We start from the raw sequence: 14462 nt of genomic DNA on the forward strand, positions 1-14462 counted from the left end.
AAAAGGAATTATCAATTTGGTTAATTCTATTTAGTCTTGATTATAAATGGCGAAGCTCTTTCTGGAAAGTTAGGTTGCTATCAGGTAGGCACTGTCATCGGGTCGTCGATCGACTCAGTTAACCCGGCGAACATGGAAAAGCTTGGCACCATACAGTTCCAAGCTTCTAGTCAATATTATATCCCCCGGCCGTCACTTCAGAAGTGGCTCTGGAGTTTCAGGGTCAGGCTCAGGGCGTGACGAAGAAGCTGCTATGGAGAATGAGCCACAGTAAGCTGCTGATGGTGATAAATGACAGTAGGGTCGCGAGCATCAGCGAGGCCGTGCACAACTCGCTGTGACCATAGCGCTGGCCGAGAATGGGGTAGACGCTAAGCATCGGGGCGCTGGCGAGGATGACTGCGGCAGTGGCTAGTGTCGGATCGATGGGAGGAAGCCACCAGAGCATCAAAAGTATCAGCAATGGGTGCAAGATCAACTTGCCGATCACGACCTGAGAGACGTCGTTCAGCATGCCGCCAATACGTAGCCCGTACAGCGTGCCGCCGACCACGAATAGAGCGGTCGGTGCAGCGGCTGAGGCCAGCATGTCGACAGCCTTGAACAATGGTGCGGGAAGCGTGATACCGCTGATCGCGGCGAGAATGCCGGCGAGGATGCCGATCAGAATCGGATTGCGCGTCAGGCGCGCCATGGTCTTGCGCAGTATGGTTAAAAATGAGGCGCCGCGCTGACAGCTTGCCTCGGCGATTGCCAAGGCGGTGGGAATCATCAGCAGGTTTTCGACCACCATACTCAGGGCCAAGGCGAGGACTGCACTCGAGCCGACGACCATGGCGGCGATGGGGTAGCCGATGAAACCGCTGTTGGAGGCCGACATACCCAGCGCCAAGATACCGCTCTCGCCGAGTGGCTTGCCGCGATGACGGGCTAGCCACCAGGCACCCAGAAACAGCACGGCTGAGCCACCGCCATAGGCGATGAGGTAGACAGGATTGAAGACCTCATCCAGTGGCTGTTGGACTAGTGCTCGAAATATCAGGGCTGGCAGCGCGAAATTGATCACGAATCCCCCTAGCCCCTGGACCTGATCTTTACTGAACAGTCGGAGCATCACGGCAAGGTAGCCGATGCCGATAAGCAGGAAGATAGGTGTGGTGATGGCGAGGATATCGAGCATGGCGGCTAGCGAATCGGGGTAGCGGTCATGGGTGGTTCACTCCTAGAACAGTTGTGACGCTTGGCCCGAGGCGGTATAGCGCAAGGGTGCTTCGCGCCCCATGTCCGGATCGTAGGGTAGCCCGGTCCGCCTGCGCCTTGGCAATCCAAGTCTGGCGGTCGCCTTCGATCAGGCCCAGAGGCACCAACTCTCCGGTCTTGGTCGTCAGCCAGTCGAGGACCGGTTGCAGCACATCGCTGGCGCCGGTGCTGCCCAAGTAACGAAACCCTAATGCAATAAGCCGGGTCGACAGCCGGTAATGGCCGGTGCGTGTTTCCTGACGGACGTACCCTGGTCGGCCCAACTCGTTGCCAATTCTATGAGCGGCGCTCTTGGGGATTTCCAGCCGCTCGGTCAACCGTTGCAGGGGAATGCCATCAGGCTCGCTCAAGAGCGCCTCGAGTACGCGCAGCGTGCGTTCGATCAGGCTGCCTGCCATCTCTCCTTCCTTAACGTCGAAGGTTGTAATGCGAAGGGGTGTTAGTTGACTTGACTAGCGATCTGTTGCGCTTTCTCACGAAGTAGCGGCAAGAAACGCTCGTTCAGCATCGTCATATCGATGCGCGCTGCGTTGGTGCTCACGTTGATGGCACCGAGCAGCTTGCCGTGGGCGTCGAAGGTGGGCACGGCAAGAGAGCGCAGACCGGAGTCGAGTTCTTGGTCGACGATACAATACCCTTGCTCGCGAACTTGGCGCAGGCAGTCGCGGAACTCGGTCTCGTCAGTGATCGTCCGCTCGGTATGCTGCTCGAGGGTGGCCGTCTCAAGCAACGTGTCGAGTTCGTCGTCGGGTAATTGCGCGAGTAGCACACGTCCCATCGAAGTTGCTACAGCCGGTAGGCGGGTACCGATTGCTAGTGTAATCACCATCAGCCGATGCGGTGCCGCCGAACGGCACACGTATGTCACGTCGCTGCCGTCGAGTACACCCAGTGACGACGACTCACCGGTTTGTTGAGTGATGTCCTCGAGGTGCTGCTGAATCACCTTGCGGTAACTGTTGGCCGAAAGAAACGCATAGCCAAGCTGCAGCGTTTTGGGCGCCAGCGCGAAATGGCGATGTTCCTTGCGCACGTAACCCAGTGCGTTGAGCGTTAGCAGAAAGCGCCGGGCGCGGGCGCGATTCATGCCTGTCTTGGTGGCAACTTCGCTGAGCGTCATGCGTGGGTTGTCATGATCGAAGGCGAGTATGACGTCCAGACCGCTGGCCAGCGCAGTCACGAAATCGCGATCGTCCGGTTTAAGAGGTTCATCGTTGGTCTGTGTAGTCATCGATTGTGCGCCGTCGTGTTCGGATCATTAGCATTGTGTTGCTCGGTCATCTGGCTGACTCTAGCATAGAGTTCGAATTGCGAACACATGTCCGCCAATGTGCTATTGGTGGAAGGCGACGAGGGAGAACTCCATTGTACGAGCAACTTTTACGCCATCCTTTCACGAGTTCTACTGGCCGTGAACAGTGCCGGGCTCAGGACTTGGTCGCGGCGATGCGCGATGTGGAACTGGCACTGGCTACCGAGCAAGAGAACTTGGATATGCTGCCCAAGGGTACTGCCGAGGCGCTGGGTCGGCATCTGACACTTGATGTTTTCGATATTGAGGCGCTGGCGGACGACACCGTCAAGGGTGGCAACACAGCGATTCCTTTCGTAAAGCAGGCCAAGGCGGCGCTTCCCGATGCATTGAAGCCACATTTCCATCGCGGGGCAACCAGCCAAGATGTTGTCGACAGCGCCTTGATGCTACTGCTCAAGCCGAGGCTGACGCGTTGTCAGCACTTGCTGATGGAGTCCATCGAGGGTGGTCGGTCATTGATGATCAACCACCGCGACACCGCGATGGTCGGGCGCACATTAATGCAACAGGCGCTACCCATTACCTTCGGCGCCAAGGTCGGACAATGGCTGTGGGGGCTGCACCAGGCCGGCGAACGTCTGAACGATGTGCTTAATGATGGGCTCTACGTCCAATTCGGCGGGGCCGTTGGGGTGCACTCAGGCCTTGATGATGCGGGCGTGACGATCATGACCGGCATGGCGAACCGTTTGGGCCTCGCCGAGCCGTGGCTGCCTTGGCATACCGATCGTCAGCCGGTTCATGCGTTAGGAAGCGCGATGGATGCCGTGGCTGTGGCCGCCGAGAAAATCGCCCTGGATATCGCCTTGCAGACTCAGACCGAGATCGGTGAACTGGCGGAACCGGCCGAAGCTGGGGTCGGTGAATCGTCGTCGATGCCACACAAGCGTAACCCGGTAGGCTGTGCGCGCATTCGTGCAGCGGCGCGCCAGATACATGCTGCATTGAGTGTATTTTCCAATGCCGGGGCGCAGCCGTTCGAACGTGGGCTGGGCGAATGGCATGCCGAGTGGGCGCCGTTGCTCGATGCGGTGATGCTGCTCGAAGGCGCTCTCGAAACTCTGCGGCATCTGCTGGGCGGACTCGAGGTCCACGATCAGGCGATGGCGCGCAACCTGGCGATTACCGGCGGCGCGATCATGGCCGAGCCCGCCGCGCGTGTTCTGCAGAGTGTGCTGGACAGCGATGATGCCCGACGCGTTGCCCGCGAGGCGTCGGAAAACGCGCGTCGTCACGGGGTGACCTATGCCGAGGCCCTGCTGGACCACGAGAAGGTGACGGGGAGCGGAATCGATGCCGAAGCACTGCGTCAGGCGGTGCGTCCCGAATTATACATTGGTAGTAGCCGTTGTCTGGTCGAGCGCGTGAACGAACGCCTATATTTTTCATAATTCATTGTTTCAAAAGCTATTTGGGGCTTTTTATCCAACGTGGTGGCTAATCGTTGAGTCATCCTGATGTTTGACGAGGCATGCTTCCGCGATTATTTTGTTCGTATCACAAACCAGTGTTCACCAAGCGAACAATTTGCGAGGCAATCCGCATGGCCGAATTTCTTAGCCTGCATGACGCCGTGTCGCGCTATGTCGAAGATGGCGCCACCGTGGCCATGGAAGGCTTCACCCACCTGATTCCTTTCGCCGCCGGGCATGAAGTCATTCGCCAGCGCAAGCGCGACCTGACGCTGATCCGCATGACGCCGGATCTGGTCTACGACCAATTGATCGGTGCCGGCTGCGCCAAGAAGTTGATCTTCTCGTGGGGCGGCAACCCGGGTGTGGGGTCTTTGCATCGTCTGCGCGACGCGGTGGAGAAAGGCTGGCCGCACAAGGTGGATATCTTCGAGCACAGCCACGCGGCCATGGCGTGTTCGTTCGAGGCCGGCGCGGCGGGGCTACCGCTGGCGGTGCTGCGCGGCTATGTGGGTAGCGACCTGCCCAAGGTCAACGATCAGATCAAGTTCATCGAGTGCCCGTTCACCGGCGAGAAGCTTGCCGCGGTCCCGTCGGTGCGTCCCGACGTCTCCCTGGTGCATGCGCAGAAGGCGGATCGCAAGGGCAACGTCCTGGTGGAAGGCATCATCGGCGTGCAGAAGGAAGCGATCCTGGCGGCCGACAAGAGCATCGTTACCGTCGAGGAAGTGGTCGACGACCTTGAAGCCAGCACCAACGCTTGCGTGATTCCGGGATGGGCGATCGATGCCATTGCAGTGGCCGAGAAGGGTGCTTATCCCTCCTACGCTCACGGCTATTACCCGCGCGACAACCGCTTCTACAAGGAGTGGGATGCCATCGCTCGCGATCGCGACACCTTCCAGACATGGCTCGATGACAATGTTTACAACGCAGGAGGTCAGGCCCGATGAGTAACGAATATACCTCCTCTGAAATGATGACCGTGACGGCGGCGAAAGCGCTGGAAAACGGCATGACCTGCTTCGTGGGCATCGGCTTGCCCAGTGAGGCCGCCAATCTGGCGCGCCTGATACACGCACCGGACGTGGTGCTGATCTACGAGTCCGGCACGCTGCAGACCAAGCCCGACGTGCTGCCGCTGTCCATCGGCGACGGCGAACTGTGCGAGACCGCGTTGACCACCGTCTCGGTGCCGGAAATGTTCCGCTACTGGTTGCAGGGCGGCAAGGTCGACGTGGGCTTCCTGGGCACCGCGCAGATCGATCGCTACTGCAACCTCAACACCACGCTGATCGGTGACTATAAGTCGCCCAAGGTACGCCTGCCGGGTGGCGGCGGGGCACCGGAGATCGCTACCAGCGCCGGCGAGGTGTTCATCACGCTCAAGCACTCCAAGCGGACCTTCGTCGATGAGGTGGATTTCGTCACTACGCTGGGCTTTGGCCGTGATGGCAAGGCGCGTGATGGCGTGCCGAATATCGGCCGTGGCCCGACCCGAGTAATCTCCGACCTGTGCGTGATGAAGCCCGATCCTCAGACCAAGGAGCTGGTGGTCGTCTCGTTGCACCCCGGCGTGACGGCCGAGCAGGTGCAGGAAGCTACCGGTTGGGAGATTCGTTTCGCCGAGACGCTCGAGACAACCGACGCGCCCAGCGACAAGGAGTTGAACGTGTTGCGTGAATTGAAGGCGAGGACTGATCGCCATCATGCGGGGGAAGAGGCATGACTGATGTCTACCTGTGTCATCCAGTGCGCTCCGCGGTCGGCAAGTTCGGTGGTGCCTTGGCTAGCGTGCGCCCCGACGATCTCGCTGCGGACATCTTCCGTGCGTTGCTTAAACGGTCGCCGGAGCTCGATCCGGCGGCCATCGACGACGTGATCATGGGCTGTGCCAACCAGGCCGGCGAAGATAACCGCAGTGTGGCACGCATGTCGCTGCTGCTCGCGGGCCTACCGACCAGCGTGCCCGGCACCACCATCAACCGGCTGTGCGGCTCGAGCATGGACGCCGTCGGTACCGCAGCGCGCGCCATTCGCGCTGGCGAGGCCGAGCTGATGATTGCGGGCGGCATCGAGTCGATGTCGCGGGCGCCGTACGTGGTCGGCAAGGCGCCGACTGCGTTCTCGCGTGGCCAGGTGATGGAGGACACCACCATCGGCTGGCGCTTCATCAACCCGCTGTTGAAAGAGCAGTACGGGGTCGACTCGATGCCCGAAACGGCGGAGAACGTCGCTGAGCAGTTCAATATCTCTCGCGAGGATCAGGATCGGTTCGCCTATTCCTCGCAGCTCAAGACCAAGCAGGCCCAAGACAGCGGCCGGCTTGCGCGCGAGATCGTGCCCATTGAAATTCCCCGGCGCAAGCAGGAACCGCTGGTCTTCGATCGTGATGAGCATCCACGCGAGACCACGCTGGAGAAGCTCGCCACGCTACCCACGCCGTTCCGGGCTGTCGGCTCCAGCGTGATGGGTTCGGTCACTGCGGGCAACGCCTCGGGGGTCAACGATGGCGCGGCGGCGATGTTCGTTGCCAGCGAGGCGGCGATGAAGCGTCATAACCTGGTGCCGGTCGCGCGTATCCACGGCATGGCCACAGCCGGTGTGGAGCCGCGAGTCATGGGCATGGGGCCGGTGCCGGCGACGCGCAAGCTGCTTGCGCGGCTCGATATGCGTCTCGATCAGTTCGATCACATCGAGCTCAACGAGGCCTTTGCCTCGCAATCGCTGGCCTGCCTACGCGAGCTGGGCATTGCCGATGACGATCCGCGCGTCAATCCCAATGGCGGCGCGATCGCACTGGGCCATCCGCTGGGCATGTCCGGGGCACGCATCATTACCGCGGCGGCCCACGAGCTTGCGCTCAGCGAGAAGCGCTTCGCGCTGTGCACCATGTGCGTGGGCGTTGGGCAGGGGATCGCCACGGTAATCGAACGCGTCTGAGGAGAACACAATGGCTTTCTTGACGGTGGTGGATCGTACGATCGCCTATCACGATAGCGGTGAAACCGCGCTGCCGGCGGTGCTGTTGGCACATCCGCTGGGCATGAATCAGGACGTGTGGGAAGGCGTGGTCGCGGCCCTGCGCGGGCGGTTTCGCTGCGTGACTTGGGATCTTCCCGGTCATGGCGCGAGCACCGGGCTGACAGCAGCGGTAACGCCGGAACATCTGACTGCGGACGCCTTGGCCCTGGCCGATGCCTTGGGACTTGCGCGTTTCCACTTCGTGGGCACGTCGGTCGGTGGCGTGGTCGGCCAGCAGCTGTTGCGCCAGGCCCCCGAGCGCCTGCGCGATGTGGTGCTGACCAATACCGGCGCGGTCATCGGCACCCCGGATAACTGGCATGCGCGCGCGGCGCGCGTACGCCAGGAAGGTCTGGTCGCCATGGCCGACGAGATCGTGCCGCGCTGGTTTACCGAGGCGTTTGTGCAAGGTAATGCGGCTGCCTATACGGGGTGGAAGGTCCAGCTCACGCGTACCGATGGCGAGTCCTATGCGCGACTTTGCGAGATGCTGGCCGAGTCCGACTTCAGCGGGCAACTGCGCGGCGTCACGGGCCCGGTGCGCCTGCTCGGCGGACGCGAGGATCTTTCAACACCGCCTGACACCCTGAAGGCGTTGGCTTCCCAGTTCGGTGACGCGCGTCTCGAAGTGCTCGAAGACATCGCGCACGTGCCGAGCGTGGAAGTGCCCGAGGCCATCGCCAAGCGTCTGCGTGCCTGGTTGGGTGATGAGCACATCGGCGAGAACGGCGTCAGCTATGTCGCCGGGTTGGAAACGCGCAAGCAGGTGCTGGGTGACGAGCACGTGGCGCGTTCCAGCGAACATGCCACCACGCTCGATGCGCCGTTCCAGAACATGATCACGCGCATGGCCTGGGGCGAGCTGTGGGGCAACGAGGATTTGAGCCGCACCGAGCGCAGTATGATCACCCTGGCGGTGTTGGCGGCGCTGGGCCGCGATGGAGAACTGGAACTCCACCTGAAAACCGCCCAACGCATCGGCCTCAGCGAAGCGCAACTGCGCCAGGCGCTGATGCATGTGGCGATCTACGCCGGCGTGCCGGCTGCCAACCATGCCTTCTCGATGGCCAAGAAACTGGGCTGGGGCAACACCCTATAACGAGAGCCCCGCCTGGAACCGGCCTTCTTCGGAAGGCGATTGAAGCAAGAGGCTCTTACCGGGTCTCTCTCGAGATAATAAAAGGAATTCATACCATGAAACGTACGCTCACTTGCATGCTCACCCTCTCCCTGACGGCGGCGGCCGTGTCGACAGCCCATGCGGAAACCACGCTGCGTATGTCGCATTTCTGGCCGGGTGCCTCGTCGATCAACAAAAACGCCTTCGAAGCCTGGGCCGAGGCAGTGGAAGAAGATTCCAATGGCTCACTGACGATCGAGAACTATCCCTCACAGACCTTGAGCCAAGCCGACGAAACCTATGATGCGGTGGTCAATGGTATCGCCGATATTGGAATTACCGCGCAGGGCTACACCAATGGCCGCTTTCCGCTGAGCCAGATCGTGGAACTGCCGGGTGTGGCTAATGAGTCGGCGGAGCAAGGCGCTTGCGTGTTGCAAATGCTCTATGATGATGGCCAGATCGCCGACGAATACGATGACACCCATGTGTTGTTCATGTTCACTACGGGGCCAGGGTATATCCACACCCGCGATACCGATGTGCAGAAACCCTCAGACCTAGAAGGACTGCGCATACGCCGTCCCACGGCCGTGGCGGGCAACATCCTCAAGAATATGGGCGCCGAACCGACTGGCATGCCAGCACCGGAAATCTATACCTCCATGCAACGTGGTGTCCTGGATGGGGTGAGTCTCCCTTGGGAAGGCATGAAAACCTTCCGTCTCAACGAGCTGACCGAGTACCACACGCAGGTACCGTTCTACACGCTGATCTTCGTCGCCACGATGAGCCAGGACAAATATGACAGCCTGTCCCCTGAGCAACAAAAGGCCATCGACGAGAACTCTGGCATGAAATGGGCGAAAAAAGCCGGCAAGGTCTTCGCCGCCGATGATAAGGCCGGAAAGCGTCAAGCCGAAGAAGCCGGGCACACCATTCGCGTCATCGACAATCCGCTCGAAGATTCGGCATGGGAAAAGCCGCTCAAGGCGGGGATCGATAAATACCTCGGTGATCTCGAATCGCGCGGTCTCGATCAGGCGCGAGATGTCTATTATGCCGCGCTCGAAGCGCGCAAATCCTGCTCAGCCGAATAAGGCTAGGAGAGAACGGTATGCAGCAAGGGCTCACTCGGCTCAGCCATTGGCTGGGCTCCCTGTGCAGAATCATTGCTGGTATAGCGCTTCTGGCGCTGTTGTCGGTCACCATTCTCGACGTGGGACTGCGCTATCTGAGCCGGCTGACGGGGGGCGTGTTGTCGTTGAGCGTGTCCGGTAGCGTGGAACTGGTCAGCTACCTGCTGCTGTTCTCTCTGCTCGCAGCCATGGCTGCGAGCGTCGAGAAAAGCCAGGTGGTCGTCGAGGCGCTGACGCATCGTATGAATGATGTCCTCAAGGCGCGTCTGCAAGGTTTTTATTTACTGGGCTTCATGGTGCTTGGAATCATCTTGTGCGTGGGTCTGATCAATTCGGGTCTCGGTGCCATATCTCATGGTGAAGTCACGCAAGACTTGAGAATTTCCATGGGGCCTATTTATTTATTTTCCGCCTTTCTGAGTGCACTGCTCAGTTTGCGAAGCTTGATGCATGTCTTGCTGAGTGGCGTCTTCGGCCAACAGGAGGAAAGCGCCAATGGGTAGTGAAATGATTGGCGGTATCGGCCTGGCCTCGTTGCTAGTGTTGATGATGCTGCGTGTGCCGGTGGCGCTATCGATGTTGATCGTCGGTGTTGTGGGCTTCTCGCAGATCATCAACTTGGGCGCCGCCCTGTCGATGGTTAAATCCGTACCCGTGGAAGTACTCTCGAACTATAGCTTCAGTGCGGTCCCCATGTTCATTTTTATGGGGGTGCTGGCGGCGCACTCTGGCATGGCGGGTAAGTTGTTCAATTCCACCCGTGTAATCTGCGGGGGCTGGAAAGGAGGGCTGGCGATCTCGGCGATTGGTTCCTGCGGGATTTTTTCGGCGATTTCCGGTTCTTCTCTTGCGACGGCAAGCACCATGACGCGTGTCGCGCTGCCCGAGATGGAGCGCTATGGCTACAACCGTGGCCTGGCCACCGGCGCACTAGCAGCAGGCGGTACGCTGGGCATAATGATTCCGCCGAGCATCGCCTTGTTGATCTACGCCATCCTTACCGAGCAGTCGGTAGGCGATATGTTCATGGCAGGGTTGATCCCGGGGCTGATGGGCCTACTATTTTATTCGCTGGCGATCACCGTGGTGATGCGGATAAAACCGTCGCTGGCCGTCGCGGGAGAGTCCACTTCCTGGGGCGACAAGTTTAAGTCTCTGGCGGGGTTATCACCTTTTTTCGGTGTCTTCCTGCTGCTCATCCTAGGCATCTACTTCGGTGCCTTTACGCCCACGGAAGGGGCAAGTGTGGGGGCATTCGCCACCTTGTTGTATGCCTTGGCCAAAGGTATGCGGGCAAGGGGGTTGTGGCAGTCCGTTCAGGAAACGCTGGCACTTTCCTCGGTGGTGTTTTTCATGCTGGTGGGGGCCGAGACGCTAGGCTATTTCATTTCGGTCTCGCGGATTTCCTTCACCATCAGTGAGTTCCTGTTAAGCATGGACCTTACGCCGCTCGTGGTGCTGCTCTGCATCCTGCTGCTGTATTTCGTCCTCGGGATGTTCATGGACTCGATCGCGATGTTGGTGATCACCGTACCGGTAGTGTTCCCGATCATTCAGACGGTGGGCATCGATCCGGTATGGTTCGGTATCGTGACCGTATTGACCGTCGAATTAGGCTTGATAACGCCCCCGGTAGGGATGAACGTCTTCGTGATTAAAGCCATGGCCCCCCATGTGGGATTGGGTGAAATCTTCAAGGGGGTGGCGCCCTTCATCGCCGCCGACTTCATACGCTTGGCGCTATTGATTGCGTTCCCCGTGCTCAGCCTATTCCTCATCTGACTTCAGGAGTGGAAAACGCTAGCGGTGTGCAGGGCAAGGATATGTTGGCTAAAATGTCCGGTAACTCGGAAAGCGTGTCCGAGTATATTTCTCCCACTGATGTTGACCTTGGCGAGAGCGAGCGATCGTGACTCGTACATGGGTTGCACTCCTGTCCGTGATTCGTGAGGAAATCGCGATGCTGAGCGCTCGCGTCAAGCTACGCCATCTCATGGCGTTTCAAGAAGTCGCGCGGTTGCAGAGCCTGGTCAAGGCCGCGCAGGCGCTTTCCATTACCCAGCCGGCGATGTCCAAGACGATTCGTGAGCTGGAAGAGATTCTCGAGACGACGCTTTTCGAGCGCAGTCCGCAAGGCGCTACCTTGACCACCGCCGGCTTGACCCTGCTGCGCCACGCCGGCCCGGCGTTGCGTAGTCTGGGCGAGGGCTTCCAGGCAGTGCAGGACGCCGCCCAGCAGGAAGCGGTGGTGCGTCTGGGCGCGCTGTCGACCGTCGAGGAAGGCCTTCTCCCTCGGGCGCTGCATCGCCTGCATGCCCAGGCACCACACTGGCGCGTGCATGTGGTGACGGGGCCTAGTGCGTATCTGCTCTCTCGCCTGCGGATGGGGGAGTTGGATGCGGTGGCCGGACGCATGAGCGAGGCACGCGAAATTCGCGGCCTGCAGTTCGAGCACCTGTATTACGAGCCGCTGGTGCTGGTGGCGCGCGCCGAGCACCCGCTGTTGGCGCACGACACACTGGAAGGCGAAGCGTTGACCGCCAATGCGTGGATTGTTCCCCCGACGTCGACCACCCTGCGCGATCAGGTCGAGCGCTTCTGGGTCGAGCAAGGCGCCGAGCCGCCGCGTATCGCGCTGGAAACCCTGTCGCTCTCGTTGAGCCGGCGGTATGCCCTGGCCAGCGACGCGCTGTGGGTCGCGCCTCTCGACGCGGTACGCGAAGACCTCCACGATGGCCGCCTGGCGCGCTTGCCTGTGCGTCTGGAGTCGCGGGGCGGCTCCGTCGGGGTATGCACCAATATCGCCCTGCCGCGCAACTCCGGTGTCGACGTCTTGAGCGCATGCCTGCGTGATATCGTCGCCGAGATGGCAGCGCCTTCGCTGTGACGGGGTCGATGGGCGCTTATGCCTTGGTCGTATAGACCTTTGGCCGATATATCCAATGAGTTATAGCGACGGTCAGCCATTTCAATTGGCAAGCCGCGTCAGGCCCGGACAATGAGGCATGAAAACGCGGTAGCCGCTCGTGCCGCGGTCCTTTCGATCAGGAGATCCGCATGCCTCTCAACGATAACAAGCGCTTCGTCGAGCGCGACCGTAACTGGCATCCTCCGGCCTATGCGCCGGGCTACAAGACGACAGTGGCGCGCTCCCCCAGTCAAGCCTATGTCAGCATGCAGGCGCCCAGCGTCTCGGAACTCGGCGGCCCGGACTTCTCGCGCCTGCGCATGGGGCCTCACGATAACGACTTGCTACTCAACTATCGTGAAGATCCCGCGCTCGTCGGGCAGGCCGGGCTGCCCATCGGCGAGCGCATCATCATGTTCGGTCGCGTCGTCGACCAATTTGGCAAACCGGTGCCCAATACGCTGGTGGAAATGTGGCAGGCCAACGCCGGCGGGCGTTACCGCCACAAGAAGGACGGCTACCTGGCGCCGCTCGACCCCAATTTCGGCGGTGTGGGGCGCTGTCTAAGCGACGACGAAGGCTGGTATCGCTTCCGTACCGTCAAGCCTGGCCCTTACCCCTGGCCTAATGACATCAATAGCTGGCGCCCGGCGCATATCCACGTCTCGGTGATGGGCCCGTCGATTTCCACACGGCTGATCACGCAGATGTATTTCGAGGGTGACCCGCTGATTCCGCTGTGTCCCATCGTGCATACCCTGCGCGATCCTGAGGCCGTGGAAACCATGACCGGTCGTCTCGACATGGCGCGTAGCCGCTCGATGGATTGTCTTGCCTACCGTTTTGACCTGGTGATCCGCGGTGAAGTGCAAACCTATTTCGAGAATCAGGGGTAAACCATGCAACAGCCGAACTCACAGCCCTGCGCTGCAACCATGCTGCGTGAAACCGCGTCACAGACGGCCGGCCCCTACGTGCATATCGGCTTGGCCCTGGATATCGCCGGCTTGCCGCCGCGCGAGGAAGAAATCTGGAATCGGCTTGCTTCGCCGGAGGCCGACGGCGAGGCCATCGAACTCGTGGGCCGCGTCATCGACGGCAACGGCGACCTGGTGCGCGATGCCTTGCTGGAAGCCTGGCAGGCGGACGCTCAGGGCAACTACCAATGCGAATTCGATCTGCGCGCGCCCTTCAACAGCTTCGGACGCACCGCGACCACGGTGGAAAACGACGGCGAGTGGTGCTTCCACACCGTCAAGCCGGGTCAGGTCGCACGTCGCGATGGTCGCCTGATGGCGCCGCATGTCACGCTCGCCGTATTTGCCCGTGGCATCAATATCCAACTGCATACGCGCCTGTACTTCGAGGACGAGGCCGAGGCCAACGCGGCCTGCCCGGTGCTCAACGCAGTCGAGTCGCCCACGCGTCGTCAGACGCTGATCGCCACGCGCGAAGAGGGCGAAGGCAAGCCTCGTTACCGCTTTGACATTCGCCTCCAGGGCGAGGGCGAGACGGTATTCTTCGATTTCTAGTAAGCGGCTTCGACGTCTGAGCCCGCCAATACCTTCATTCACACCTTGATCGGCAACGCCAACCAGTATCCTTTGACTGATTGGCGCTGCCGTTTTGCGCTCGTGTACCGAACAGCATTTATTTCCATTTGATGTTGCAGCCCATGGAGGGTATTTGCTGGGCCGCCGGTGCGCGGTCTGCTAGTACGGCATCGGCGGCGGCGCGTAGATCCTCCCCGGTGACCGGCGTTTCCTTGCTGGGCCGGCTGGCGTCGAACTGCCCTCGGTAGGCCAGGCGGTGCTCGTGGTCGAAGAGAAAGAAATCCGGTGTGCAGGCCGCGTCGAAGGCGCGCGCCACGTCCTGGCTTTCGTCCACCAGATAATCGAAGGTGTAGCCGCGTGCCTCGGTTTCTGCACGCATGTGTTCGGGATTGTCATCCGGGTGGGCGTGAAAGTCGTTGCTGTTGATGGCGATCACCGACAAGCCCTTGGCCTGATACTCGCGGGCGAAGTCGGCGAAAGCATCCGCGATATGCTTGACGAAGGGGCAGTGATTGCAGATGAACGCCACCAGGACCGGGCGCCCGGCGACGTCTGCACTGTCGACCTCCTTGCCCTCGGCATCGGGAAGCCGAAACGCTGGCAGTGGGGAGCCCAGCTCGATCATGGTGGAAGGCGTCAATGACATGGGGATCTCCTGTGCGCGATGAATACGACCCACGCCTGGCAACAGGCGAGATGCATACATTCATTCTAGGCGCGATTGGCCTCTC

Annotated in this window: 15 protein-coding genes; 11 read left to right on the forward strand and 4 right to left on the reverse strand. The window is 60.5% G+C overall.

Annotation, left to right across the window (positions count from 1 at the left end; translation table 11 throughout):
- Positions 1 to 229: 229 nt before the first annotated feature.
- Genes OP496_RS11035 through OP496_RS11045 form a run of 3 tightly spaced genes read right to left on the reverse strand, consistent with a single transcriptional unit; the run spans position 230 to position 2491 of the window.
- Complete coding sequence (locus OP496_RS11035) at positions 230 to 1180, reverse strand: AEC family transporter (protein WP_280563683.1); 951 nt, start codon at positions 1178 to 1180, stop codon at positions 230 to 232.
- A 25-nt stretch (positions 1181 to 1205) separates the two neighbouring features.
- Positions 1206 to 1658 carry a helix-turn-helix domain-containing protein gene (locus tag OP496_RS11040; RefSeq protein ID WP_280563684.1) on the reverse strand — a complete coding sequence of 151 codons (453 nt, stop codon included), beginning with the start codon at positions 1656 to 1658 and terminating at the stop codon, positions 1206 to 1208.
- A 41-nt stretch (positions 1659 to 1699) separates the two neighbouring features.
- Positions 1700 to 2491: an IclR family transcriptional regulator C-terminal domain-containing protein gene (locus OP496_RS11045; protein ID WP_280563685.1), complete on the reverse strand. Its 792-nt coding sequence runs from the start codon at positions 2489 to 2491 to the stop codon at positions 1700 to 1702.
- Positions 2492 to 2625: 134 nt separating this feature from the next.
- Between OP496_RS11045 and OP496_RS11050 the strand changes: the two genes are divergently transcribed.
- From OP496_RS11050 to pcaG, 11 genes are all read left to right on the forward strand, one after another.
- Positions 2626 to 3966 carry an adenylosuccinate lyase family protein gene (locus OP496_RS11050; protein WP_280563686.1) on the forward strand — a complete coding sequence of 447 codons (1341 nt, stop codon included), beginning with the start codon at positions 2626 to 2628 and terminating at the stop codon, positions 3964 to 3966.
- A 152-nt stretch (positions 3967 to 4118) separates the two neighbouring features.
- On the forward strand, positions 4119 to 4940 hold the full coding sequence (locus OP496_RS11055) for a CoA-transferase (RefSeq protein ID WP_280563687.1): 822 nt from the start codon (positions 4119 to 4121) through the stop codon (positions 4938 to 4940).
- Positions 4937 to 5716, forward strand: coding sequence for a CoA-transferase subunit beta (locus OP496_RS11060; RefSeq protein WP_280563688.1), 780 nt, complete (start codon positions 4937 to 4939; stop codon positions 5714 to 5716). The genes OP496_RS11055 and OP496_RS11060 overlap by 4 nt, the downstream gene beginning before the upstream one ends.
- Positions 5713 to 6930: a 3-oxoadipyl-CoA thiolase gene (gene pcaF, locus OP496_RS11065; protein ID WP_280563689.1), complete on the forward strand. Its 1218-nt coding sequence runs from the start codon at positions 5713 to 5715 to the stop codon at positions 6928 to 6930. The genes OP496_RS11060 and pcaF overlap by 4 nt, the downstream gene beginning before the upstream one ends.
- 10 nt (positions 6931 to 6940) lie before the next feature.
- The gene (locus tag OP496_RS11070; protein WP_280563690.1) at positions 6941 to 8110 is read left to right on the forward strand and encodes an alpha/beta fold hydrolase; all 1170 of its coding nucleotides are present in this window, start codon (positions 6941 to 6943) and stop codon (positions 8108 to 8110) included.
- A gap of 95 nt (positions 8111 to 8205) precedes the next feature.
- Positions 8206 to 9231 carry a TRAP transporter substrate-binding protein gene (locus OP496_RS11075; protein WP_280563691.1) on the forward strand — a complete coding sequence of 342 codons (1026 nt, stop codon included), beginning with the start codon at positions 8206 to 8208 and terminating at the stop codon, positions 9229 to 9231.
- 17 nt (positions 9232 to 9248) lie between these two features.
- Entirely contained in the window at positions 9249 to 9773 is a 525-nt protein-coding gene (locus OP496_RS11080) for a TRAP transporter small permease subunit (RefSeq protein ID WP_280563692.1), read from the forward strand.
- Positions 9766 to 11052, forward strand: a complete 1287-nt coding sequence (locus OP496_RS11085) for a TRAP transporter large permease (protein WP_280563693.1) — start codon at positions 9766 to 9768, stop codon at positions 11050 to 11052. The genes OP496_RS11080 and OP496_RS11085 overlap by 8 nt, the downstream gene beginning before the upstream one ends.
- Positions 11053 to 11230: 178 nt before the next feature.
- Positions 11231 to 12157, forward strand: coding sequence for a pca operon transcription factor PcaQ (gene pcaQ, locus OP496_RS11090; RefSeq protein ID WP_280563694.1), 927 nt, complete (start codon positions 11231 to 11233; stop codon positions 12155 to 12157).
- 170 nt (positions 12158 to 12327) lie between these two features.
- Positions 12328 to 13074 carry a protocatechuate 3,4-dioxygenase subunit beta gene (gene pcaH, locus OP496_RS11095; protein ID WP_280563695.1) on the forward strand — a complete coding sequence of 249 codons (747 nt, stop codon included), beginning with the start codon at positions 12328 to 12330 and terminating at the stop codon, positions 13072 to 13074.
- Between the two features lie 3 nt (positions 13075 to 13077).
- Entirely contained in the window at positions 13078 to 13710 is a 633-nt protein-coding gene (gene pcaG, locus OP496_RS11100; RefSeq protein WP_280563696.1) for a protocatechuate 3,4-dioxygenase subunit alpha, read from the forward strand.
- Between the two features lie 118 nt (positions 13711 to 13828).
- On the opposite strand, the gene OP496_RS11105 is transcribed toward pcaG, so the two are convergent.
- The gene (locus tag OP496_RS11105; RefSeq protein WP_280563697.1) at positions 13829 to 14377 is read right to left on the reverse strand and encodes a thioredoxin family protein; all 549 of its coding nucleotides are present in this window, start codon (positions 14375 to 14377) and stop codon (positions 13829 to 13831) included.
- Positions 14378 to 14462 lie beyond the last annotated feature (85 nt).

Origin of the sequence: Chromohalobacter sp. 48-RD10, assembly GCF_029889785.1 — a bacterium.
In the GTDB taxonomy this organism is placed as follows: Bacteria; Pseudomonadota; Gammaproteobacteria; order Pseudomonadales; family Halomonadaceae; genus Chromohalobacter.

Excerpts from the sequence above, each read along its gene's own strand:
- OP496_RS11035 (WP_280563683.1), bottom strand. The coding sequence starts at position 1,180 with ATGCTCGATATCCTCGCCATCACCACACCTATCTTCCTGCTTATCGGC.
- OP496_RS11040 (WP_280563684.1), bottom strand. The coding sequence starts at position 1,658 with ATGGCAGGCAGCCTGATCGAACGCACGCTGCGCGTACTCGAGGCGCTC.
- OP496_RS11045 (WP_280563685.1), bottom strand. The coding sequence starts at position 2,491 with ATGACTACACAGACCAACGATGAACCTCTTAAACCGGACGATCGCGAT.
- OP496_RS11055 (WP_280563687.1), top strand. The coding sequence starts at position 4,119 with ATGGCCGAATTTCTTAGCCTGCATGACGCCGTGTCGCGCTATGTCGAA.
- OP496_RS11060 (WP_280563688.1), top strand. The coding sequence starts at position 4,937 with ATGAGTAACGAATATACCTCCTCTGAAATGATGACCGTGACGGCGGCG.
- pcaF (WP_280563689.1), top strand. The coding sequence starts at position 5,713 with ATGACTGATGTCTACCTGTGTCATCCAGTGCGCTCCGCGGTCGGCAAG.
- OP496_RS11070 (WP_280563690.1), top strand. The coding sequence starts at position 6,941 with ATGGCTTTCTTGACGGTGGTGGATCGTACGATCGCCTATCACGATAGC.
- OP496_RS11075 (WP_280563691.1), top strand. The coding sequence starts at position 8,206 with ATGAAACGTACGCTCACTTGCATGCTCACCCTCTCCCTGACGGCGGCG.
- OP496_RS11080 (WP_280563692.1), top strand. The coding sequence starts at position 9,249 with ATGCAGCAAGGGCTCACTCGGCTCAGCCATTGGCTGGGCTCCCTGTGC.
- OP496_RS11085 (WP_280563693.1), top strand. The coding sequence starts at position 9,766 with ATGGGTAGTGAAATGATTGGCGGTATCGGCCTGGCCTCGTTGCTAGTG.
- pcaQ (WP_280563694.1), top strand. The coding sequence starts at position 11,231 with ATGCTGAGCGCTCGCGTCAAGCTACGCCATCTCATGGCGTTTCAAGAA.
- pcaH (WP_280563695.1), top strand. The coding sequence starts at position 12,328 with ATGCCTCTCAACGATAACAAGCGCTTCGTCGAGCGCGACCGTAACTGG.
- pcaG (WP_280563696.1), top strand. The coding sequence starts at position 13,078 with ATGCAACAGCCGAACTCACAGCCCTGCGCTGCAACCATGCTGCGTGAA.
- OP496_RS11105 (WP_280563697.1), bottom strand. The coding sequence starts at position 14,377 with ATGTCATTGACGCCTTCCACCATGATCGAGCTGGGCTCCCCACTGCCA.